Here is an 18,329-nt window from a genome sequence, read left to right on the forward strand (position 1 = left end):
GACCTCAATCCGCTTACGCAGTGAGGGCCGCTTTCATTTGTTCCAGACGAGCCTTGACGGAGGTGTCCAACACCTCGTCGCCCACCACCACGCGAACGCCGCCGATCAAAGATGCATCGATCTGGACGGACAGGTTCAGCTTGCGGCCGAAGCGCTTTTGCAGCGCATCGCTGATGTCGTTCAGAGCGGCATCCTCTACGGGGAAAGCGCTGTAAACGATAGCGTCGGACGAGCCATTGAGGCGGTTCACGATGGCACGGAACTGCACAGCCACTTCAGGCAGTGCGTCCAGGCGACCGTTTTCAATGATGACGCGCAGGAAATTGCGAGCGGCATCGGGCAAAGCCGAACGGGCCACGCCAGTGATGACGCCGAGCACTTGCTCGACCGTCACCTTGGGGCTGTCGGCCAGTTGACGCAATTGCGGATCAGCGGCAATCGCCGCCAATTCCTCCACCCAAGCGACAGTGCCGTTCAAGTCAGCTCCGCTGGCGGAGCTGGCCTTGAACAAGGCTTCAGCGTAAGGGCGGGCAATGGTGGCGAGTTCTGCCATTTTGCTTTCCTTACAGCTCTGTCTTCAGGCGGTTCAGCAGATCAGCGTGAACGCCGGCATTCACTTCCTTGCGGAGGATCTGCTCGGCGCCCTTCACGGCCAGTGCAGCGACTTGCTCACGCAGTGCTTCACGGGCTGCAACGGCTTGCTGCTCAGCTTCGGCGCGGGCAGCAGCAACAATCTTGTTGCCTTCTTCTGTCGCGCGGACCTTGGCCTCTTCAATGATGGCCTGGGCGCGGCGATCGGCGTCCGCAAGCCGCGATGCTGTCTCGTTGCGCGTCTGGCTCAGTTCCTGCTCAACGCGCTTGTTGGCAGCGCTGAGCTCGGTCTTGGCCTTGTCGGCAGCAGCGAGGCCATCGGCGATTTTCTGGGCTCGCTCATCCAACGCCTTCGCAATCGGGGGCCACACGAACTTCATCGTGAACAGCACCAAGATCAGGAAGACGATGCACTGAACGAACAGGGTCGCGTTAATACTCACGGCAACACCTTTCTTTCTAGGGCGTTGATCGGAGCTTAGGCCAGGACGAAGGGGTTGGCGAAAGCGAACAGCAGGGCGATAGCAACACCGATCAGGAAAGCGGCGTCGATCAGACCAGCCAAGATGAACATCTTGGTTTGCAGTTCGTTGATCAGCTCAGGCTGACGGGCCGAGGATTCCAGGAACTTACCGCCCATCAGTGCGATACCGATCGAAGCGCCGATAGCGCCCAGACCAACGATCAGACCACAAGCCAGAGCGACGAGACCGAGAATGTTTTCCATGATGACTCCTAGGGATTAAAGGAAAGTTGAAGTTGAAAGGGAAAGGTCAGTGGGCTTCATGCGCCTGGCCGAGGTAAATCAGCGTCAGCATCATGAAAATGAAGGCCTGCAGGGTGATGATCAGAATGTGGAAGATCGCCCAGATAGAGCCCGCAATGATGTGCCCCACGGGGAGCAACACACCAGAGAGCGACATGGCAGCCGCGCCGCCCATCAGGGCAATCAGGCAGAACACCAACTCACCAGCGTACATATTGCCGAACAGTCGCATACCGTGCGAAACCGTCTTGGCAACATATTCAATGATCTGCATCAGCAGATTAACCACGCCCAGGATCAGGGCGAAAATGGGATTCTTCGACGTACCGAAGGGCGCGGTCACCAGTTCGTGAGCCCAGCCGCCAGCACCCTTGATCTTGACGCTGTAGAAGAAGCACAGCAGCAGCACGCCCGTCGACAGACCCAGAGTGGTCGACAGGTCGGCCGTGGGCACCACGCGCAGGTAAGCGTGCGAATCGCCCTGAGCGGTCTGCCACAGCACGGGCAACAGGTCCACGGGCAGCAAGTCCATGGCATTCATCAGGAAGATCCAGACGAACACGGTCAGCGCCAGAGGGGCGATGAACTTGCGCGATTCAGCATTGTGGATGTTGGCCTTGGCCTGGGTGTCGACCATTTCCACCAGCATTTCAACCGCAGCCTGGAAACGGCCGGGCACGCCAGCCGTGGCTTTGCGGGCCGCCAGCCAGAGCACGAAAAGGCCGATCACACCGCAAATCAGGCTGACCGCGACGGAGTCGAGATTCACCACCGAGAAATCGATGATGGAGTTTTGCTTGATATTTTGCAGATGCTGCAAGTGGTGAACAATGTATTCACTTGCGGTTGGAGCGTGCGCGTCGGCTGCCATCGGTGAACTCTTCTCTCAATATCAATCGGTTTTTCGGACACTGGCCCGCCCTGTCACCAGAACCAGCCAATACGTTTTCATCGTTACCACCATCCCTGCCAGCAACGCCAGCCAATGCAGGTTTGGCACCAAGACAGGGGCTGCGGCCAACATGGCGATGCACAGCACCAGCTTGACAAATTCCCAGGCAAAAAGCCTTGCAATCGCACCCGACGCATACCCTGCGCGCCCGCTGTTGCGGGCCACGCCACGAGCAAACAGCGCCGCAGGCACCACGATCGCCAGTGCGCCATAAGCAGCCGACCAGCCAGCCTCGCGACCTGCCACCAGCGCTGCCACCACGGCGCACAGCGCGCCCACCACCACCTGGGCGGCAAGCACACGCCACATGGACATCCGGGGCTGTCGCTGTCGCCACGCCTGCGCTTCTTCGGGCGTCAGGGGCTTGATTTGCGGCTCTTCGTCCTCAAATTCCGTTTCCTGGGCTTGGTGTTTCATGTTGTCAGATGCGCCAGCGCTCAAACCGGAATTTTCACAAAGCCTCTGATTATACGTAGAAACCCGTTTTGCAAGCGCCACCTGCAGCAGGTTGCGGGGGTTTTCACGGACAATTCCCGCAGCTTATGTCGTCCTGCGGCAACAAGACATCGGGTTTGCACCGTTGTAAAAGCACGTAAGTTGCCTTGCAAGACACCTAAACCCGCACCCACGACCAGCGGCGCAACCATAGCGCACAATGGTCTTCGCACCAAGCAAAACCCTTTGCTCCATTTTTCATCATGACCATGTCCGATACATCCGCTAGCACCGATCCCCGCAAGGACTCGCTGATTGAGTATCCAAGCCTGTTTCCCATCAAGGTGATGGGCCTGCACGCGGAGGATTTCGTGCACGCGATCACGCGCGTGGCCCTGCAGTTCGACCCTTACTTCGACGCCAGCACCATCGAGCAGCGTCCCAGCAGCGGCGGCAAGTACCTCGGTATCACCATCACCGTGACCGCCACCAGCCGTGAGCAGCTCGACGACCTGTACCGCGCCCTGACCAGCCACCCTCTGGTCAAGGTGGTGCTTTGAGCCAGGTGGTGTCGCCCGCCATCGACGTGCGCCTGCTGGGCCGTGTGGACTATGCCGCCTGCAACCAGGCGATGCAGGATTTCACCGCCCACCGCGATGACCGCACGACCGATACGCTATGGCTGTGTGAGCATGCACCCACATTCACCCAAGGACTCGCTGGCAAGGCAGAGCATGTGCTGGTGCCCGGCGGCATCCCCGTGGTCTCGACCAACCGTGGCGGCCAGGTGACCTACCACGGCCCTGGCCAGGTGGTGGCGTATCCGTTGCTGGACTTGCAGCGCCGCGGCTACTTCGTCAAGGAATATGTGTACCGGCTGGAAGAAGCCGTGATCCGCACGCTGGCGCACTTTGGCGTCACCGGCCACCGTGTGGAAGGCGCTCCCGGCATCTATGTGCGCCTGGACGATCCCTTCAGCCACGCCATGCTGGCACAGCGCCCGCAGCGGCGCGAGCCCGGCAGCCCCGCGCCGCAGCCGGATTTCACCGGGCTGGGCAAGATTGCCGCGCTGGGCATCAAGGTCAGCCGCCATTGCACCTACCATGGCGTGGCCCTGAATGTGGCCATGGACCTGGAGCCCTACCACCGCATCAACCCTTGCGGCTATGCAGGCATGGCGACCGTCGACCTTTCTACAATCGGCATCCAGACAACCTGGAACGAGGTGGCGCAAGTGTTCGGCAGTCAGCTGATCACCCGCCTCGCGCCCTGAGACCACCATCATGAGCAGCAACGAAGTCGTGCGCGAAGCACAGTCCGCCGAGAACTACAACCCGCTGGCCAAGCAGAAGGCGGCGGCCAAGCTGTCGCGCATCCCCATCAAGGTCGAGCAGGGCGAAGTCCTGAAGAAGCCCGAGTGGATCCGCGTCAAGGCGGGCAGCCCCACCACGCGCTTCTACGAGATCAAGGACATCCTGCGCGAGCAGAAGCTGCACACGGTGTGCGAGGAAGCCAGCTGCCCCAACATCGGCGAATGCTTTGGCAAGGGCACGGCCACCTTCATGATCATGGGCGACAAGTGCACGCGCCGCTGCCCGTTCTGCGACGTGGGCCACGGCCGCCCCGACCCGCTGGACGTGGACGAACCGCGCAAGCTGGCCGAGACCATCGCCCGCCTGCGCCTGAAGTACGTGGTGATCACCAGCGTGGACCGCGACGACCTGCGCGACGGTGGCTCGGGCCACTTTGTGGAGTGCATCCAGCAAACCCGCGCACTGTCGCCCACCACCCAGATCGAAATCCTGGTGCCCGACTTCCGCGGCCGCGATGACCGCGCGCTGGAAATCCTGAAGGCCGCGCCGCCCGATGTGATGAACCACAACCTGGAAACCATCCCACGCCTGTACAAGGAAGCGCGTCCGGGTTCGGACTACCAGTTCTCGCTGAACCTGCTCAAGAAGTTCAAGGCCCTGCACCCGAATGTACCGACCAAGAGCGGGCTGATGGTGGGCCTGGGCGAAACGGATGAGGAAATCCTGGAAGTGATGCGCGACATGCGCGCCCACGACATCGAGATGCTGACCATCGGCCAGTACCTGGCGCCCACCAACAGCCACCTGCCCGTGCGCCGCTACGTGCACCCCGACACTTTCAAGATGTTCGAGGAAGAAGCCTACAAGATGGGCTTCAGCCACGCCGCCGTGGGTGCCATGGTGCGCTCCAGCTACCACGCCGACCAGCAGGCGCACGCTGCGGGCGTCTGAGTCCACAGCAGGCACAAAAAAAAAGCAACCCACGGGTTGCTTTTTTTTATAGCGCTTGGCGCGCCAGGAATGCTGACTTCAGCAGCCAACCATTTTGAAAACCAGCAGCAGCGTGCGCTGGCTGCTCCTGTTTCAAGTTCTACATTCACCGTGCGAAAAGATGCGTGGCTAACCGGGCAGACCGCTGGCTGGCAAAAAACGACGCACAGGCTTAACAGGCCTGTTTGTCGCCCCACGATGAAACTCTAAAAGGGCCGGTTCTTGGCATCCCCCACCAGAAGACGTGCTTCCAAGAACCCCGTGCTACGCATCATAGCACTGAATGAGAATTAATCTCAATTAAATTGCAACAATAAGCAACGCGCCGTGCGACGAAATGGCGCGCGACCCGGTTGCCGGTGTTACTGCGCCACTTCCAGCAGCGCCGCCGGACTTTCGGCCGCCAGCACCGTCTGCGCCCAGGGCTGCAGCTTGCGCGTGTCGGCGCGCAGCACTTCCTGCTTCACGCTCAGGATCTGCGCCGGGTGCATCGAGAAACTGCGCAGGCCCAGGCCCAGCAGCAGGCGCGTCATCGCCGTATCGCCCGCCATCTCGCCGCACACGCAGACCTGCTTGCCCATGTCGTTGGCTGTCTGGATGACCTGGGCCACCAGGTGCAGCACGGCCGGGTGCAGGGGGTCGTACAAATGCGCCACGGCCTCGTCGGCGCGGTCGATGGCCAGCGTGTACTGGATCAGGTCGTTGGTGCCGATGGAGACGAAATCAAAATGCTGCAGCAGGCTGCGCACCATGATGGCGGCGGCCGGAATCTCGATCATCGCGCCCAGCTGCACCGGCCCATGGGCCACACCCCGCGCCTCCAGTTCGGACTGGGCCAGCCGAACCTGCTGCACGATGCTGTGCACCTCGTGCTGGTGCGACACCATGGGGAACAGCAGCTGCACCGGGCCCAGCGCCGCAGCGCGCAAGATGGCGCGCAGCTGGGTGCGGAACATCGCGGGCTCGGCCAGGCTCCAGCGAATGGCACGCAGCCCCAGTGCGGGGTTCAGCGAGATGTCGCGGCTGACTTTGTCCAGCGGCTTGTCCGCCCCCACATCGATGGTGCGGATCGTCACCGGCAGGCCCTGCATGCCCTGCACGGCGGCCTTGTAGGCATCGAACTGCTCCTCCTCACCGGGCAGCTTGCCTTCGCGCCCCATGAACAGGAATTCGCTGCGGAACAGCCCCACGCCGGCGGCCCCGGCATGCACGGCCGCGCCGGCATCGCCGGGCTGCTCGATGTTCGCCAGCAACTCGACCTTCTGGCCATCCAGCGTGATCGCCGGGGTGTGGCGCAGGCGCGCCAGGCGCTCACGCTCCAGCACGTCCTGGCGCTGGCGGAAGCGGTACTCCTCCAGGATGATGGGTGAGGGATCTACCAGCACCACGCCGGCATTGCCATCGATCACCACCCAGTCATCCTGGCGGATCAGCTGACTGGCGGCGCGCGCACCCACCACGGCGGGAATGTCCATGCTGCGCGCGACGATCGCGGTGTGGCTGGTCTTGCCACCGACGGCCGTCACAAAACCGGCAAACACGCTGCGCTTGAACTGCAGCATGTCGGCGGGCGACAGGTCCTGCGCCACCAGCACCAGGGGCGCATCGGCCAACCCCTCCAGCATGGGCTGCGAGCCGTCCTGCGCCGGTGCGGGCGGCGGGGGGGGAGCCGCCACGGGGCTGGTGGCCTGGCCACGCATCTGCCGCAGGACGCGGTCGGCCACCTGCTCCAGGTCGGTCTTGCGCTCGCGCAGGTAGGGGTCCTCCATCTCGTCGAACTGGCGCGAGATCTGCTCCAGCTGCGTCATCAGCGCCCATTCGGCGTTGTACAGGCGCTCGGCCACCCAGTGGCGCACACCCGCTGCCAGCACCTCGTCCTGCAGCAGCATCAGGTGCACTTCCAGCAGGGCGGCCAGCTCGCCCGGCGCATCCTCAGGCAGGTCGCTGACCAGGCGCTGCAGCTCGTCGACCACGGCCGCACGGGCCTTGCGGGCGCGGTCCAGTTCCGCCTCGACCTGGTTTGCGTCGATGAAGTAGTGCCGCACCTCAACCCGGCTGGCGGCCACAACCACCGCCCGGCCAATCGCAATGCCGCGCGAAACGGCCAGCCCATGGATGGCAAATGTCATGCCTTGATCCTTTTCAACGATGCCTCTTGCTGGGCACCGACGGTGCACCATGCAAAAAACGCAGCCTAACTGCTGCGTTGCCCGTGTTTATTGGCCTTCGCCAAACTTGTCGTTGATCAGTGCCACGAGTGCGTCCAGGGCTTCCTGCTCCTGGGGGCCATCGGTTTCCAGCTCCACCACGGAGCCCACTCCGGCCGCCAGCATCATGACGCCCATGATGCTCTTGGCGTTGATGCGCCGCTCGCCCTTACTCATCCAGACATCGCAGGGGAAGCTGCCGGCCAGCTTGGTCAGCTTGGCCGAAGCGCGGGCATGCAAGCCCAGCTTATTGCTGATGGTGATCTCTGTCTTGACCATGTTCTTTCCGGGAATTCTGGTTGCGTGGGGCATTGCTGGCCGCCACTTGCAGCATGCCTTGCTGACCGCCTGCCAGCGCACGCGCGGCCTGCTCGTCCAACGGTTCGTAGCGGTAGCAGATGGCGCGCAGCAGCATGGGCAGGTTCACCCCCACCAGCAAGCGCGCGGCACTGCCCTCCACCAGCCGGTGGGCCACATTGCTGGGCGTCGCACCGAACACATCCGCCAGCACCAGGGTGCGCTCGGCCCCGCTGTGCGCCAGCAAGGTGCGTGCCGCCTGCAACGTGTCTTCGGGAGATTCGTTGGGCGGCACATCCAGCACGCTGACATCCTGGGCGCTGTCGGCAAACACGTGCAGCGCACATTCGCGCAAGGCGTGCGCCAGCGGGGCGTGGGCAATCAGGAGGATGTGGTTGGCAGTCGTGGTCATAAGGCCTTAGTCTGGATTGCCATTATGGCGCGCCAGCCGTGCCGCGTGAGCCGCAGAGCGCAGCACGCGGGCCGATCCGCTCAGGGGCGGGCCTGCAGCACGATGCTGTTGAAGAACTGGCCCGCGATCTTGTGGTGGGCCTTGGGGGCGTAGACCACGGCATGGAAGATGCGCGCCTTGTCGCCCTCCTTGCGCGCAAACCAGACGCCGTGGGTGGTGATGGTCCAGCCTGCGGGGCCGACGCCCTCCACCGTGGCGCGGATGGAACGCCCCAGGTCCATGGCGCCGGCGGGCACGAAGGGGGCACCGCTCTTGTCACCCTCGCCGTCCACGGCCTTGAGGCGGGTCAGCACCGCAGCCTCCCAGAATGCCAGAGCATCGTCGGCCTGGCTGGCATCGTCCAGCACCCAGTGCGACAGGGCGAAGGTGGAATCCACGGCGTCGCAGCCCATCATGTTGACCGGCACGCGGCCCAGGGACATGCCGAAGTCCACCGGCGTGCGGGCGAACTGCGGATCGCACGGAAACTGCATTTCCAGCCCTGCGTCGTCCAGCGCGACGGGGCGCCAGGGCAACTCCGGTTCGTGCTTGCCACAGGCGCCCAAGGCCAGCGCAGCAGCGGCAACCATGGCACAACGCATCAGGGGGAAAATCTTGCTCATGCCTGGATTATCGGCAAACCCCGGACGAACTGGATGCTGAACTTCTTCGGGGAAAACCACTCCATACATGAGCGTGCTGCGGGGGTCTGCCTGGGGCAGCATCCCGGCAACTTGGCACAATACGACGTATGGCAATCAAACATCTGGTGGCAGGCGTGGCGCTTGCTGCATTCGCAGGTCTGGGGGGCTATGTGCTGTGGGGCGAGTCCGCGCAGCCCGCGCCCAGTTCGCAATTCGTGCTGCTCGACGGCTCCAGCACCACCACGCAGCAGCTGCGCGGCAAGGTGACGCTGGTCAACTTCTGGGCCACCAGCTGCGTGACCTGCGTGGCGGAAATGCCAGAGGTCATCGCGACCTACAACAAGTACAAGGACCAGGGCTATGACACCCTGGCCGTGGCCATGCAGTACGACCCGCCCAGCTATGTGGTGAACTTCGCCCAGTCGCGCCAGCTGCCCTTCAAGGTGGCGTTGGACAACACCGGCCAGATTGCCAAGGACTGGGGCGACGTGAAGCTGACCCCCACCACCTACATCGTCAACAAGCGCGGCGACATCGTGAAGACCTACATCGGGCAGCCCAACTTTGAAGAGCTGCACCAGCTGATCGAAAAGCTGCTGGCCGAGGCCTGAGACGCGCCAGTACCATCTCAAAAAAAAGAGCTGCCAGTGCTGGATGGCGTGGGGTTTCAGGCCTTAAAAGCCTTGAAACTCAATCCACACCTGCGCTGGCAGCTCTTTTTTATTCAAACAACCAGGGGGCTATCAACGGTTGCGGAAGGCGTCGTGGCAGGCCTTGCAAGTCTGGGCCGCAGGACCGAAGGCGGCCTTGAGCTGTGCCATATCCCCGGTCTTGGCGGCCGCGGCCAGCTTGCCGGCTTCGGTCACGAAATCCTTGGCATGGCCGTCGAACTTGGCCTTTTCCTTCCAGACTTCGGGCTTGGTCTTGCCCCCCTCGGTGCCTGCGCCGAACGCCTGCCAGGGCAAGGTGGCCAGCGTCTCCAGCACAGCGCCGTTCTGCTTGGCCAGATCGGCGTTGAACTCGGCCCGTCCGTTGGCCATGGCGCCCAGCGAGCCGAAGTGCTGGCTCATCACGAACAAGGCATTCTGGCGGTACTTGACGGCATCTTCGGTCTTGCCAAACTTCAGCGTGTCGGCCGATGCCGTCGCACCCGCCAGCGCCGCAGACAGAGCCAGCGCAGCCACGGACAAGGTTTTGAACTTCATGGGGAACTTCCTTTCTCGGTATGAACCAGACAACCCTGGTTGTAACAGGGGAGTATCGCCGCGCCCCGGCAGTTCCCCAACCCTCCGGCATTTTTTGATGCGCCGCAGCATCTTTCCCCTTCCGTCCCGTACATTCCACCCATGAGCTCCCCCACCACCACCCGCCTGCGCATCTGGGACCTGCCCACGCGCCTGTTCCACTGGTCGCTGGCCGCCAGCGTGATTGCCCTGATCGTCACCGCCAACATCGGTGGCAACGCCATGGAATGGCACCTGCGCCTGGGGCACGTGGTCCTGGCACTGCTGCTGTTCCGCGTGGTCTGGGGCCTGGTCGGTGGCCACTGGTCGCGCTTCGCCACCTTCATCCCCGGTCCCGTGCGGCTGCTGCGCCACCTGCGCGGCCAGGGCAGCCCCGCCGACAAGGCCGGCCACAACCCTCTGGGCGCCCTGTCGGTGCTGGCCATGCTGGGCATCCTGGGCCTGCAAGTCGGCACCGGGCTGGTCAGCGATGACGAAATCGCCTTCGCCGGCCCCCTGGTGCGCTTTGTCTCGTCCGACACCATCGCCTGGGCGACCAGCTGGCACACAGGCTGGGGCCAGTGGCTGCTGTGGACGGTAATCGGCCTGCACCTGGCCGCCATCGTGTTCTACAGCCTCGTGCGGCGTGACAAGCTGGTGCCCGCCATGTTGCACGGCGACAAGGGCGGCCTGCCCGCTGACCTGCCCGCCAGCCGCGATGGCCTGGCCAGCTGGGCCTCCGCCCTGCTGTTCGCTGCGGCCTGCGCCGTGATGGCCTACTGGGTCTGGACCCGGGCTGCGTTCTAACCCCGGTATCCCTGGCTGCGGCATGCCGCTACACTGGGCTTTTGTTTTGCCCTTGAACACCCAGTTTTGAACGTGGACCACCCCAGCGTGGCAGTCGCCCTCGCCACGACGCCCCAAGACATGGCCAGCGCCGCCTTGCTGTTCAGCGAATACGCCGACAGCCTGGCCCTGGACTTGGCCTTTCAAAATTTTGCCCACGAGTTGGCCACCCTGCCCGGCGACTATGCCGCGCCACGCGGCAGCTTGCTGCTGGCCCATGTGGGTGATGCCCTGGCCGGGTGCTGCGCCCTGCGCCCCCTGGACACCGCCGACTACCCGAATGCGGCCGAGATGAAGCGCCTGTACGTGCGCAAGGCCTTCCGGGGCTTTGGCCTGGGGCGCCAACTGGCCGAAAGCACCCTCGATGCGGCGCGCCAAGCGGGCTATGCCTGCGTGCTGCTGGACACCCTGGACGACATGGAGGCGGCGCGCAACCTCTACACCGACCTGGGATTCATGGCGATCGCCCCCTACTACCACAACCCAATTGCCGGGGCACACTACCTGAAGGTCGACATCTTCTGAGCGGCGGCCGCACCGATCCAGGCGCCCGCACGGTGCAAGGAATGGCATTGCAGGTACACACGCAGCCAAGCGGGGCACCATGTCACGTCACCGGAAAGCTTGATGGCATGGCGTGGTGTTACGCCGCATTCACCACAGACCCCACACGTTCACGGCAATCGCGTGGGCTCCACCCGCGCATGCGCAGCCCTCGGAATTTGGCGCATCGCCGCCGTCGGTATGACACCGCGGTCGACACCTTCCGCCGCCACATCACGCCGCTGGCAGCAGCATGGTGTGTGTTTGACCGACACGCGGGATCCGCGCTGGATGCGGGGACGCAGTCCGTGAATAATGCGGCAGCAGCGTCGATGGCCATTCCCGCGCTGGCACGGCGTTGCGACACCGAACCGACCACTTGCCCATGATTCCCACTGACCGCCCCGTGCTGGGCCGAGACCTTGAGACCGTGCGCCAGGCCTTCGGGCTGGCGACCCAGGACATCATCTGGGTGCTCGGGATGTCCATCACCCGCTGGATGCAGATCGTGCGCCAGGCCCCGGACGCGCCGGTCAAAGACCCGGCCCTGGCCCTGCTGGTGCGCTTTCTGGCGCAGCACCCGGAACTGGCCGTCGTACCTAAAGTCCCGACGGCTTCGGAAGTTTTCAGCCTGATGAACGAGGCCACGGACGTTGAACTCAAGCGTTTTGCCACCTACTTTGGCGCCGAGGCATCCGCCTCCTACCGCTGGATGCGCCCCGACGCACGGCCGGCCTCGGTGGTGGTCCGCCTGATGCACTTCATGAAAACCGCCCTGCTGATGCGCGACACAGCAGGACGCACGCACCTGCTGGAGGGCTGGCGCCAGACCGTGGCCAGCGAAGCCAGCAACCGGGGCGTGCCCGATGTCTTCCAGTCCGGGCGCTGGAGTGTGGTGCCGTTGGTGGACAAAGGAGCCCCCTCGTCACAGCTTCCACCAGCCACCACCCCGCCCTAGCCGCAACCGGCGAGTGCCGCAGCTGGCGCCAAGCACCATAAAAAAAGCGCTGCAGAAGCAGCGCTTTTTTGCAATCCTCGGCGGCTTAGGCCTTGGCTTGGGCCAACAGCGTGGCGGCGTCCGACACTTCAAACTTGCCGGGGCCTTCGACGTTCAGGCTCACCACCTTGCCGTCTTTGAGCAGCATCGAGTAGCGGTTGCTGCGCAGACCCAGGCCCTTGCCGTTCAGATCCAGGGTCAGGCCGGTGGCCTTGGCAAATGCGGCGTCGCCGTCGGCGATCATGCGCACCTTGCCGGTGGCGTTCTGCTCGCGCCCCCAGGCGCCCATCACAAACGCATCGTTCACAGACACACACCAGATTTCGTCCACGCCTGCCGCCTTAAAAGCCTCGGCCTGCTCGATGTAACCAGGCAGGTGCTTGGCAGAGCAGGTCGGGGTAAAGGCGCCGGGCACGGCGAACAGGGCAATCGTCTTGCCTGCGGCGGCCTGGGGCAGCTCCACAGGGTTAGGGCCGATGCTGCAGCCATTGCCTTCCACTTCCACGTACTCCATCAGCTTCACTGCGGGCAGCGCGTCTCCAACCTTGATCATTGTGTGTCCTCCAGGATGTGCATCGCCTTGGCTTGTTCCCGTGCGCACAGCGCCGGGCAAGGCGACAAATAAAAAAGCGACCCACATTGTGGGTCGCTTTTCAAGACTATGCAGTCAAAGCGGTTGAACGCTTAAACCAGAGCAGCCTTTTGCACCAAGCGGGTCGCCACCCAGTTCTTGGTCTTCGACAGCGGACGGCTCTCGGTGATTTCGATGGTGTCACCCATCTTGAATTCACCTTGCTCGTCGTGAGCGTGGTACTTCGAGGACTTCACCACAATCTTGCCGTAGATGGGGTGCATCACGCGACGCTCCACCAACACGGTCACTGTCTTAGCGCGCTTGTCGCTCACCACCTTGCCAATCAAGGTGCGCTTGAGGGATGTTTTAGCTTCCGTCATGTCGGCTCCTTACTTGGCGGCTTGCTTTTCAGCAAGAATGGTCTTGGCACGGGCGATCTCACGGCGTGTGGCCTTCAGAGTCGATGTGTTGCCAAGTTGTTGCGTGGCCTTTTGCATACGCAGACCGAAGTGGGCCTTTTGCAGGGACTTCACTTCAGCTTCCAGGGCGGCCACGTCTTTTTGGCGGAGTTCAGCAGTTTTAGTCATGTTGATTCTCCTTATTCACCAATGTGACGGGACACGAAGGTCGTACGCAGAGGCAGCTTTGCAGCGGCCAGGCGGAACGCTTGACGTGCCAGCTCTTCAGGAACACCCACGATTTCGTAGATGATCTTGCCGGGCTGGATTTCGGCCACGTAGTACTCGGGGTTGCCCTTACCGTTACCCATACGCACTTCAGCAGGCTTGGTGGAGATGGGTTTGTCGGGGAACACACGAATCCAGATACGGCCGCCACGCTTGACGTGACGCGAAATCGCACGACGTGCGGCTTCGATCTGACGTGCAGTCAGACGGCCACGGTCGGTAGACTTCAGACCGAAATCGCCGAAAGCAACAGCGTTGCCACGGGTAGCGATACCGGTGTTGCGGCCTTTGTGTTCCTTACGGAACTTGCGGCGTGCAGGTTGCAGCATGTTTATTCTCCTTTACCGTCCGCTGCTGTAGCGGGCGCGTCAGTCTTGCGAACGCGCTTAACGGAGTCAGCGCCGGCACCAGCAGGCTTGTCGCTGCCGTCTACAGGAGCTGCGTTACCGCCTGTGGGGCGGCGGGCACCACGGCCTGCGCCGTCACGGCGACCATCGCGGCGGGGGCCGCGTGGACGACGCTCGTCATCAGGACGGGGAGTCTCGACGGCGGGCAGGTCGTTGCGGCCCAAGGTATCACCCTTGTAGACCCAGACCTTCACGCCGATGATGCCGTAAGTCGTCTTGGCTTCGGAGAAGCCGTAGTCGATGTCAGCACGCAGAGTGTGCAGAGGCACGCGGCCTTCGCGGTACCACTCGGTACGGGCAATTTCGATACCGTTCAGACGACCGGAAGACATGATCTTGATGCCCTGGGCACCCAGACGCATGGCGTTCTGCATCGCACGCTTCATGGCACGACGGAACATGATGCGCTTTTCCAGTTGCTGGGTGATCGAGTCAGCGATCAGCTTGGCATCGATTTCAGGCTTGCGCACTTCTTCGATGTTCACAGCAACGGGCACGCCCAGGCGAGTGGCGAGTTCCTTCTTCAGGTTCTCGATGTCTTCGCCCTTCTTGCCGATCACAACACCAGGACGGGCCGAGAAGATTGTGATACGGGCGTTCTTAGCAGGACGCTCGATCAGCACGCGTGCCACAGCAGCGTTCTTCAACTTAGCCTTCAGGTACTCGCGAACCTTGATGTCTTCGGCCAGCATGCCGGCGAAGTCACGGTTGCTAGCGTACCAACGGCTAGCCCAGTTACGGCTCACAGCAAGGCGGAAGCCGGTAGGATGGATTTTCTGTCCCATATTCTTCCTTTAGGCCTCAGTTACCGACTGTCACGTAGATGTGGCAGGTAGGCTTGCTGATGCGATTGCCACGGCCCTTAGCGCGAGCGGTGAAACGCTTGAGCGTCGTGCCTTGCTCGACGTAGATGGTCTTGACCTTCAATTCGTCGATGTCGGCGCCGTCGTTGTGCTCGGCGTTGGCGATAGCGGATTCCAGAACCTTCTTCACGATCACAGCAGCTTTTTTCTGCGTGAAGGTCAGAATGTTCAGAGCTTGATCCACCTTCTTGCCGCGGATCAGATCCGCGACCAGGCGACCCTTGTCAACCGACAAGCGGACGCCACGGAGGACTGCACGTGTTTCAGACATGGTCGTTCCTTACTTCTTGGCCTTCTTGTCGGCGGGGTGACCCTTGAAGGTACGAGTCAGTGCGAATTCGCCCAACTTGTGACCCACCATTTGGTCGGTGATGTAGACAGGCACGTGCTGCTTGCCGTTGTGCACGGCGATGGTCAGACCGATGAACTCGGGCAGAACCATGGAGCGACGCGACCAGGTCTTGACGGGCTTCTTGTCCTTGGTAGCGACGGCCTTTTCAACCTTGGCAACCAAGTGATGGTCAACAAACGGACCCTTTTTGAGAGAACGAGTCATTTGCTACCCCTTACTTCTTACGACGCGACACAATCATGCTTTGTGTGCGCTTGTTGTTACGGGTACGGTAGCCCTTCGTCAGGTTGCCCCATGGGTCAACAGCGTGACGGCCTTCGCCGGTCTTACCTTCACCACCACCGTGCGGGTGGTCGATCGGGTTCATGGCAGTACCACGGACGGTAGGACGGATACCCATCCAACGCTTCACACCGGCCTTGCCGTACTGGCGCAGGCTGTGCTCTTCGTTGGCAACTTCACCGATGGTGGCGCGGCACTCGATGTGAATCTTGCGCACTTCGCCGGAACGCATACGCACTTGAGCGTAGACGCCTTCGCGAGCCAGCAGCGTAGCGGAAGCACCTGCGGAGCGGGCGATTTGCGCGCCGCCGCCGGGTTGCAGCTCGATGCAGTGGATGGTCGAACCCACGGGGATGTTGCGGATAGGCAGGGTGTTGCCCACGCGAATCGGAGCTTCGGAGCCGCTCACGATGGTCGCACCCACAGCCAGATTGCGGGGAGCGATGATGTAGCGACGCTCGCCGTCGGCATAGCACACCAGAGCGATGTGGGCCGTACGGTTGGGGTCGTACTCAATGCGTTCCACCTTGGCGGGGATGGCATCCTTGTTGCGACGGAAGTCCACCACACGGTAGTGGTGCTTGTGACCACCGCCCTTGTGACGGGTTGTGATGTGACCGTTGTTGTTACGGCCAGCCTTCTCCGACTGCGATTCCAGCAGTGGAGCATAGCCAGGGCCCTTGAACAGGTGGTCACGCGTCACCTTCACCGCGCCACGACGGCCAGGCGAAGTTGGTTTGAGTTTGATAACAGCCATGATTAAGCAGCCTCCCCAGACAGGTTCAGCTCTTGACCGGGCTTCAGACGCACATAAGCCTTGCGCACGTTGTCGCGGCGGCCAATGGTCTTGCCAAAGCGCTTGGTCTTGCCCTTGGTGTTCACCACAGAAACGCCAGCCACTTCAACCTTGAACAGCAGTTCCACTGCAGCCTTGATTTCGTGCTTGGTAGCGTTTTGCAGCACCTTAAAAGTCACAGCGTTGGACTTTTCGGCAGCCATGGTGGCCTTTTCGGACACGATGGGAGCGACCAACACTTGCATCAGACGACCTTCGTCAAACTTGAGCGTGCTCATGCGAACATCTCCTTGAGTTTGTCGATTGCGCCCTTGGTGATGAGCACTTTCTTGTAATGCACCAGAGAAACGGGGTCTGCGTAGCGGGGTTCCACCACGAACACGTTCTTCAGGTTGCGCGAAGCCAGGTACAGATTCTCGTCGATCTCTTCGGCGATCACCATCACCGACGACTGCAGATTCATGGACTTGAACTTGTCAGCCAGAACCTTGGTCTTGGGAGTGTCAACGGTCAGGGACTCCACCACTGCCAGACGGCCTTCGCGGGCCAGCTGGGACAGGATGGAAGCCATACCGGCGCGGTACATCTTCTTGTTGATCTTCTGCGAGAAGTTTTCTTCAGGCAGATTCGGGAAGACGCGACCGCCCCCACGCCACAGAGGCGAGGAAGACATACCGGCACGTGCACGGCCTGTACCCTTTTGCTTGAAAGGCTTGGCGGTGGTGTGACGGACCTGTTCACGATCCTTCTGAGCGCGCGTGCCCTGGCGTGCGTTGGCACGGTAAGCAGTCACGATCTGGTGGATCAGGTCTTCGTTGTACGCACGGCCGAACACAGTCTCAGGCGCGTCGAACTTGGACGCGGCTTGGCCTTGTTCATTCAGGAGTTCGAGCTGCATTAGTTCGCTCCTTTGGAAGCTTTAGCCTTGATGGCAGGACGCACCGACACGAAGCCACCCTTCGCGCCAGGGATTGCACCCTTGATCAACAGCAGTTGGCGTGCTTCGTCGACACGAACCACGTCCAGGTTTTGGGTTGTCACGGTCACATCACCCATGTGACCAGTCATGCGCTTACCGGGGAACACGCGACCGGGGTCTTGTGCCATACCGATAGAACCGGGCACGCGGTGCGAACGGCTGTTACCGTGCGAGTTGCGCTGTGCACCGAAGTTGTGGCGCTTGATCGTGCCCTGGAAGCCCTTACCGATGGAAGTGCCTTGCACGTCCACTTTCTGGCCAACGCTGAACAGATCGGCCACGGGCAGGGCTGTACCTGCTGCGTACTTGGCAGCGATCTCTTCGGTCACTTGGAATTCTTTGGTGACTTCACCGGCTTCAACACCTGCCTTGGCGAGGTGACCGGCTTGAGGCTTGGTCACGCGAGATGCCTTGCGTGTACCGAATGTGACTTGCAAAGCCACATAGCCATCATTCTCTTGGGTTTTGACCTGGGTCACGCGGTTGTTGGACACATCCACCACTGTGACGGGCACTGCGTCCCCATCATCAGTGAACAGACGCATCATGCCCACCTTGCGGCCCAGCAACCCCAGGGAGTTGCTCAGACTCATTTGTTTGCTCCAAAACTTTCGCCGCTGTAACTGCAATTGGCCCAGCGTTGCACCCAACCAGAATGCCCGGCAAAGCGCACGAAAGAAGGTTAATAAAACTTCGCCAGAAAAGCGAAGCTCCAAATTTTAACGCGAACTGCTTTTTCAAGCAAGTTCGCGTCAAAAGAAGACCTTACAAGGCACCGCGAACGGTGCCCGTGCGAGTTCTTATTGCAGTTTGATTTCGACGTCCACGCCAGCAGGCAGGTCCAGCTTCATCAAAGCGTCCACGGTCTTGTCGGTAGGATCGACAATGTCCATCAGACGTTGGTGCGTGCGGATTTCCAGCTGGTCACGCGAAGTCTTGTTCACGTGGGGCGAACGCAGGATGTCGAAGCGCTTCATGCGGGTAGGCAGAGGCACGGGACCCTTGACGATCGCGCCAGTGCGCTTCGCGGTATCAACGATTTCAGCTGCAGACTGGTCGATCAACTTGTAATCGAAAGCCTTCAGGCGGATGCGGATTTTTTGCTTGGACATGTTAATTCCTAGTTTTTTCTAAG

29 protein-coding genes are annotated in these 18,329 nt (G+C 61.8%); 7 read left to right on the forward strand and 22 right to left on the reverse strand.

All coding sequences use genetic code 11. From position 1 onward, the window contains the following. Positions 1-13 precede the first annotated feature (13 nt). Genes CA2_RS14595 through CA2_RS14615 form a run of 5 tightly spaced genes read right to left on the reverse strand, consistent with a single transcriptional unit; the run spans position 14 to position 2,726 of the window. On the reverse strand, positions 14-553 hold the full coding sequence (locus CA2_RS14595) for a F0F1 ATP synthase subunit delta (protein WP_042418863.1): 540 nt from the start codon (positions 551-553) through the stop codon (positions 14-16). A 10-nt stretch (positions 554-563) separates the two neighbouring features. Then, positions 564-1,034 (reverse strand): F0F1 ATP synthase subunit B, encoded by a 471-nt coding sequence (locus tag CA2_RS14600; protein WP_042418867.1) that lies wholly within the window; start codon positions 1,032-1,034, stop codon positions 564-566. Positions 1,035-1,069: 35 nt separating this feature from the next. Continuing rightward, on the reverse strand, positions 1,070-1,318 hold the full coding sequence (atpE, locus tag CA2_RS14605; RefSeq protein WP_011803767.1) for a F0F1 ATP synthase subunit C: 249 nt from the start codon (positions 1,316-1,318) through the stop codon (positions 1,070-1,072). Positions 1,319-1,364: 46 nt separating this feature from the next. Beyond that, positions 1,365-2,228 carry a F0F1 ATP synthase subunit A gene (atpB, locus tag CA2_RS14610; protein ID WP_042418878.1) on the reverse strand — a complete coding sequence of 288 codons (864 nt, stop codon included), beginning with the start codon at positions 2,226-2,228 and terminating at the stop codon, positions 1,365-1,367. A gap of 21 nt (positions 2,229-2,249) precedes the next feature. Continuing rightward, on the reverse strand, positions 2,250-2,726 hold the full coding sequence (locus tag CA2_RS14615) for an ATP synthase subunit I (protein ID WP_042418881.1): 477 nt from the start codon (positions 2,724-2,726) through the stop codon (positions 2,250-2,252). 281 nt (positions 2,727-3,007) lie between these two features. Here CA2_RS14615 and CA2_RS14620 point away from each other — a divergent pair, with 281 nt between their 5' ends. The 3 genes from CA2_RS14620 (at position 3,008) to lipA (ending at position 5,008) form a co-directional block, all read left to right on the forward strand. Beyond that, a complete protein-coding gene (locus tag CA2_RS14620; protein WP_042418884.1) occupies positions 3,008-3,304 on the forward strand; it encodes a DUF493 family protein in 297 nt (98 codons plus the stop codon). 71 nt (positions 3,305-3,375) lie between these two features. After that, on the forward strand, positions 3,376-4,017 hold the full coding sequence (gene lipB, locus CA2_RS14625; protein ID WP_245620972.1) for a lipoyl(octanoyl) transferase LipB: 642 nt from the start codon (positions 3,376-3,378) through the stop codon (positions 4,015-4,017). Between the two features lie 10 nt (positions 4,018-4,027). Then, positions 4,028-5,008, forward strand: coding sequence for a lipoyl synthase (gene lipA, locus CA2_RS14630; protein WP_042418886.1), 981 nt, complete (start codon positions 4,028-4,030; stop codon positions 5,006-5,008). Positions 5,009-5,409: 401 nt separating this feature from the next. Here the strand turns inward: lipA and ptsP are convergent, their stop codons facing one another. From ptsP to CA2_RS14650, 4 genes are all read right to left on the reverse strand, one after another. Continuing rightward, on the reverse strand, positions 5,410-7,176 hold the full coding sequence (ptsP, locus tag CA2_RS14635; protein ID WP_042418892.1) for a phosphoenolpyruvate--protein phosphotransferase: 1,767 nt from the start codon (positions 7,174-7,176) through the stop codon (positions 5,410-5,412). A gap of 87 nt (positions 7,177-7,263) precedes the next feature. Next, positions 7,264-7,533, reverse strand: coding sequence for an HPr family phosphocarrier protein (locus CA2_RS14640; RefSeq protein WP_042418895.1), 270 nt, complete (start codon positions 7,531-7,533; stop codon positions 7,264-7,266). Then, positions 7,502-7,963 (reverse strand): PTS sugar transporter subunit IIA, encoded by a 462-nt coding sequence (locus CA2_RS14645; protein ID WP_042418898.1) that lies wholly within the window; start codon positions 7,961-7,963, stop codon positions 7,502-7,504. Before CA2_RS14645 ends, CA2_RS14640 begins: the two co-directional genes overlap by 32 nt. An 80-nt stretch (positions 7,964-8,043) precedes the next feature. Then, complete coding sequence (locus CA2_RS14650; RefSeq protein WP_052369954.1) at positions 8,044-8,625, reverse strand: hypothetical protein; 582 nt, start codon at positions 8,623-8,625, stop codon at positions 8,044-8,046. A gap of 128 nt (positions 8,626-8,753) precedes the next feature. Here CA2_RS14650 and CA2_RS14655 point away from each other — a divergent pair, with 128 nt between their 5' ends. Continuing rightward, positions 8,754-9,257 (forward strand): TlpA disulfide reductase family protein, encoded by a 504-nt coding sequence (locus tag CA2_RS14655; protein ID WP_042418902.1) that lies wholly within the window; start codon positions 8,754-8,756, stop codon positions 9,255-9,257. Positions 9,258-9,389: 132 nt separating this feature from the next. Here CA2_RS14655 and CA2_RS14660 read toward each other — a convergent pair whose 3' ends face one another. After that, the gene (locus tag CA2_RS14660; protein WP_042418904.1) at positions 9,390-9,851 is read right to left on the reverse strand and encodes a c-type cytochrome; all 462 of its coding nucleotides are present in this window, start codon (positions 9,849-9,851) and stop codon (positions 9,390-9,392) included. 141 nt (positions 9,852-9,992) lie between these two features. Between CA2_RS14660 and CA2_RS14665 the strand changes: the two genes are divergently transcribed. The 3 genes from CA2_RS14665 (at position 9,993) to CA2_RS14675 (ending at position 12,216) form a co-directional block, all read left to right on the forward strand. Next, positions 9,993-10,676, forward strand: coding sequence for a cytochrome b/b6 domain-containing protein (locus CA2_RS14665; protein WP_042418907.1), 684 nt, complete (start codon positions 9,993-9,995; stop codon positions 10,674-10,676). A gap of 72 nt (positions 10,677-10,748) precedes the next feature. Beyond that, complete coding sequence (locus CA2_RS14670; protein WP_042418959.1) at positions 10,749-11,240, forward strand: GNAT family N-acetyltransferase; 492 nt, start codon at positions 10,749-10,751, stop codon at positions 11,238-11,240. Positions 11,241-11,643: 403 nt separating this feature from the next. After that, entirely contained in the window at positions 11,644-12,216 is a 573-nt protein-coding gene (locus CA2_RS14675; RefSeq protein WP_042418911.1) for a hypothetical protein, read from the forward strand. Positions 12,217-12,301: 85 nt separating this feature from the next. Here CA2_RS14675 and CA2_RS14680 read toward each other — a convergent pair whose 3' ends face one another. From CA2_RS14680 to rpsJ, 12 genes are all read right to left on the reverse strand, one after another. Next, the gene (locus CA2_RS14680) at positions 12,302-12,808 is read right to left on the reverse strand and encodes a peroxiredoxin (protein WP_042418913.1); all 507 of its coding nucleotides are present in this window, start codon (positions 12,806-12,808) and stop codon (positions 12,302-12,304) included. A 131-nt stretch (positions 12,809-12,939) separates the two neighbouring features. Further along, the gene (rpsQ, locus tag CA2_RS14685; RefSeq protein WP_042418916.1) at positions 12,940-13,209 is read right to left on the reverse strand and encodes a 30S ribosomal protein S17; all 270 of its coding nucleotides are present in this window, start codon (positions 13,207-13,209) and stop codon (positions 12,940-12,942) included. A 9-nt stretch (positions 13,210-13,218) separates the two neighbouring features. Then, positions 13,219-13,416, reverse strand: a complete 198-nt coding sequence (gene rpmC, locus CA2_RS14690; RefSeq protein WP_042418918.1) for a 50S ribosomal protein L29 — start codon at positions 13,414-13,416, stop codon at positions 13,219-13,221. An 11-nt stretch (positions 13,417-13,427) separates the two neighbouring features. Beyond that, positions 13,428-13,844, reverse strand: coding sequence for a 50S ribosomal protein L16 (gene rplP / locus CA2_RS14695; RefSeq protein ID WP_042418921.1), 417 nt, complete (start codon positions 13,842-13,844; stop codon positions 13,428-13,430). Positions 13,845-13,846: 2 nt separating this feature from the next. Further along, a complete protein-coding gene (gene rpsC / locus CA2_RS14700) occupies positions 13,847-14,707 on the reverse strand; it encodes a 30S ribosomal protein S3 (RefSeq protein WP_042418923.1) in 861 nt (286 codons plus the stop codon). A 16-nt stretch (positions 14,708-14,723) separates the two neighbouring features. Then, entirely contained in the window at positions 14,724-15,056 is a 333-nt protein-coding gene (gene rplV / locus CA2_RS14705; RefSeq protein WP_042418925.1) for a 50S ribosomal protein L22, read from the reverse strand. Positions 15,057-15,065: 9 nt separating this feature from the next. Next, complete coding sequence (rpsS, locus tag CA2_RS14710) at positions 15,066-15,341, reverse strand: 30S ribosomal protein S19 (RefSeq protein WP_042418928.1); 276 nt, start codon at positions 15,339-15,341, stop codon at positions 15,066-15,068. Between the two features lie 10 nt (positions 15,342-15,351). After that, positions 15,352-16,176: a 50S ribosomal protein L2 gene (gene rplB / locus CA2_RS14715; RefSeq protein ID WP_042418931.1), complete on the reverse strand. Its 825-nt coding sequence runs from the start codon at positions 16,174-16,176 to the stop codon at positions 15,352-15,354. Between the two features lie 2 nt (positions 16,177-16,178). After that, positions 16,179-16,493: a 50S ribosomal protein L23 gene (gene rplW / locus CA2_RS14720; RefSeq protein ID WP_042418934.1), complete on the reverse strand. Its 315-nt coding sequence runs from the start codon at positions 16,491-16,493 to the stop codon at positions 16,179-16,181. Continuing rightward, positions 16,490-17,113, reverse strand: coding sequence for a 50S ribosomal protein L4 (gene rplD, locus CA2_RS14725; protein ID WP_042418936.1), 624 nt, complete (start codon positions 17,111-17,113; stop codon positions 16,490-16,492). The genes rplW and rplD overlap by 4 nt, the downstream gene beginning before the upstream one ends. Further along, a complete protein-coding gene (gene rplC / locus CA2_RS14730) occupies positions 17,113-17,787 on the reverse strand; it encodes a 50S ribosomal protein L3 (protein ID WP_042418940.1) in 675 nt (224 codons plus the stop codon). The genes rplD and rplC overlap by 1 nt, the downstream gene beginning before the upstream one ends. A gap of 207 nt (positions 17,788-17,994) precedes the next feature. Beyond that, positions 17,995-18,306 (reverse strand): 30S ribosomal protein S10, encoded by a 312-nt coding sequence (rpsJ, locus tag CA2_RS14735; RefSeq protein WP_005796953.1) that lies wholly within the window; start codon positions 18,304-18,306, stop codon positions 17,995-17,997. Between the last annotated feature and the right edge of the window lie 23 nt (positions 18,307-18,329).

It is taken from the genome of Comamonas aquatica NBRC 14918 (assembly GCF_000739875.1).
Classification (GTDB): Bacteria; Pseudomonadota; Gammaproteobacteria; order Burkholderiales; family Burkholderiaceae_C; genus Comamonas; species Comamonas aquatica.

Bases quoted from the DNA above. Each gene is read 5' to 3' on its own strand.
- CA2_RS14645 (WP_042418898.1), bottom strand. From the start codon at position 7,963: ATGACCACGACTGCCAACCACATCCTCCTGATTGCCCACGCCCCGCTG.
- CA2_RS14620 (WP_042418884.1), top strand. From the start codon at position 3,008: ATGACCATGTCCGATACATCCGCTAGCACCGATCCCCGCAAGGACTCG.
- CA2_RS14665 (WP_042418907.1), top strand. From the start codon at position 9,993: ATGAGCTCCCCCACCACCACCCGCCTGCGCATCTGGGACCTGCCCACG.
- atpE (WP_011803767.1), bottom strand. From the start codon at position 1,318: ATGGAAAACATTCTCGGTCTCGTCGCTCTGGCTTGTGGTCTGATCGTT.
- CA2_RS14615 (WP_042418881.1), bottom strand. From the start codon at position 2,726: ATGAAACACCAAGCCCAGGAAACGGAATTTGAGGACGAAGAGCCGCAA.
- lipB (WP_245620972.1), top strand. From the start codon at position 3,376: ATGCAGGATTTCACCGCCCACCGCGATGACCGCACGACCGATACGCTA.
- CA2_RS14675 (WP_042418911.1), top strand. From the start codon at position 11,644: ATGATTCCCACTGACCGCCCCGTGCTGGGCCGAGACCTTGAGACCGTG.
- CA2_RS14680 (WP_042418913.1), bottom strand. From the start codon at position 12,808: ATGATCAAGGTTGGAGACGCGCTGCCCGCAGTGAAGCTGATGGAGTAC.
- rplP (WP_042418921.1), bottom strand. From the start codon at position 13,844: ATGCTGCAACCTGCACGCCGCAAGTTCCGTAAGGAACACAAAGGCCGC.
- rpsC (WP_042418923.1), bottom strand. From the start codon at position 14,707: ATGGGACAGAAAATCCATCCTACCGGCTTCCGCCTTGCTGTGAGCCGT.
- rpmC (WP_042418918.1), bottom strand. From the start codon at position 13,416: ATGACTAAAACTGCTGAACTCCGCCAAAAAGACGTGGCCGCCCTGGAA.
- rpsJ (WP_005796953.1), bottom strand. From the start codon at position 18,306: ATGTCCAAGCAAAAAATCCGCATCCGCCTGAAGGCTTTCGATTACAAG.
- rplW (WP_042418934.1), bottom strand. From the start codon at position 16,493: ATGAGCACGCTCAAGTTTGACGAAGGTCGTCTGATGCAAGTGTTGGTC.
- CA2_RS14655 (WP_042418902.1), top strand. From the start codon at position 8,754: ATGGCAATCAAACATCTGGTGGCAGGCGTGGCGCTTGCTGCATTCGCA.
- rplV (WP_042418925.1), bottom strand. From the start codon at position 15,056: ATGTCTGAAACACGTGCAGTCCTCCGTGGCGTCCGCTTGTCGGTTGAC.
- lipA (WP_042418886.1), top strand. From the start codon at position 4,028: ATGAGCAGCAACGAAGTCGTGCGCGAAGCACAGTCCGCCGAGAACTAC.
- atpB (WP_042418878.1), bottom strand. From the start codon at position 2,228: ATGGCAGCCGACGCGCACGCTCCAACCGCAAGTGAATACATTGTTCAC.
- rpsQ (WP_042418916.1), bottom strand. From the start codon at position 13,209: ATGACGGAAGCTAAAACATCCCTCAAGCGCACCTTGATTGGCAAGGTG.
- rpsS (WP_042418928.1), bottom strand. From the start codon at position 15,341: ATGACTCGTTCTCTCAAAAAGGGTCCGTTTGTTGACCATCACTTGGTT.
- CA2_RS14640 (WP_042418895.1), bottom strand. From the start codon at position 7,533: ATGGTCAAGACAGAGATCACCATCAGCAATAAGCTGGGCTTGCATGCC.
- rplC (WP_042418940.1), bottom strand. From the start codon at position 17,787: ATGAGTCTGAGCAACTCCCTGGGGTTGCTGGGCCGCAAGGTGGGCATG.
- CA2_RS14595 (WP_042418863.1), bottom strand. From the start codon at position 553: ATGGCAGAACTCGCCACCATTGCCCGCCCTTACGCTGAAGCCTTGTTC.
- CA2_RS14650 (WP_052369954.1), bottom strand. From the start codon at position 8,625: ATGAGCAAGATTTTCCCCCTGATGCGTTGTGCCATGGTTGCCGCTGCT.
- ptsP (WP_042418892.1), bottom strand. From the start codon at position 7,176: ATGACATTTGCCATCCATGGGCTGGCCGTTTCGCGCGGCATTGCGATT.
- rplB (WP_042418931.1), bottom strand. From the start codon at position 16,176: ATGGCTGTTATCAAACTCAAACCAACTTCGCCTGGCCGTCGTGGCGCG.
- rplD (WP_042418936.1), bottom strand. From the start codon at position 17,113: ATGCAGCTCGAACTCCTGAATGAACAAGGCCAAGCCGCGTCCAAGTTC.
- CA2_RS14660 (WP_042418904.1), bottom strand. From the start codon at position 9,851: ATGAAGTTCAAAACCTTGTCCGTGGCTGCGCTGGCTCTGTCTGCGGCG.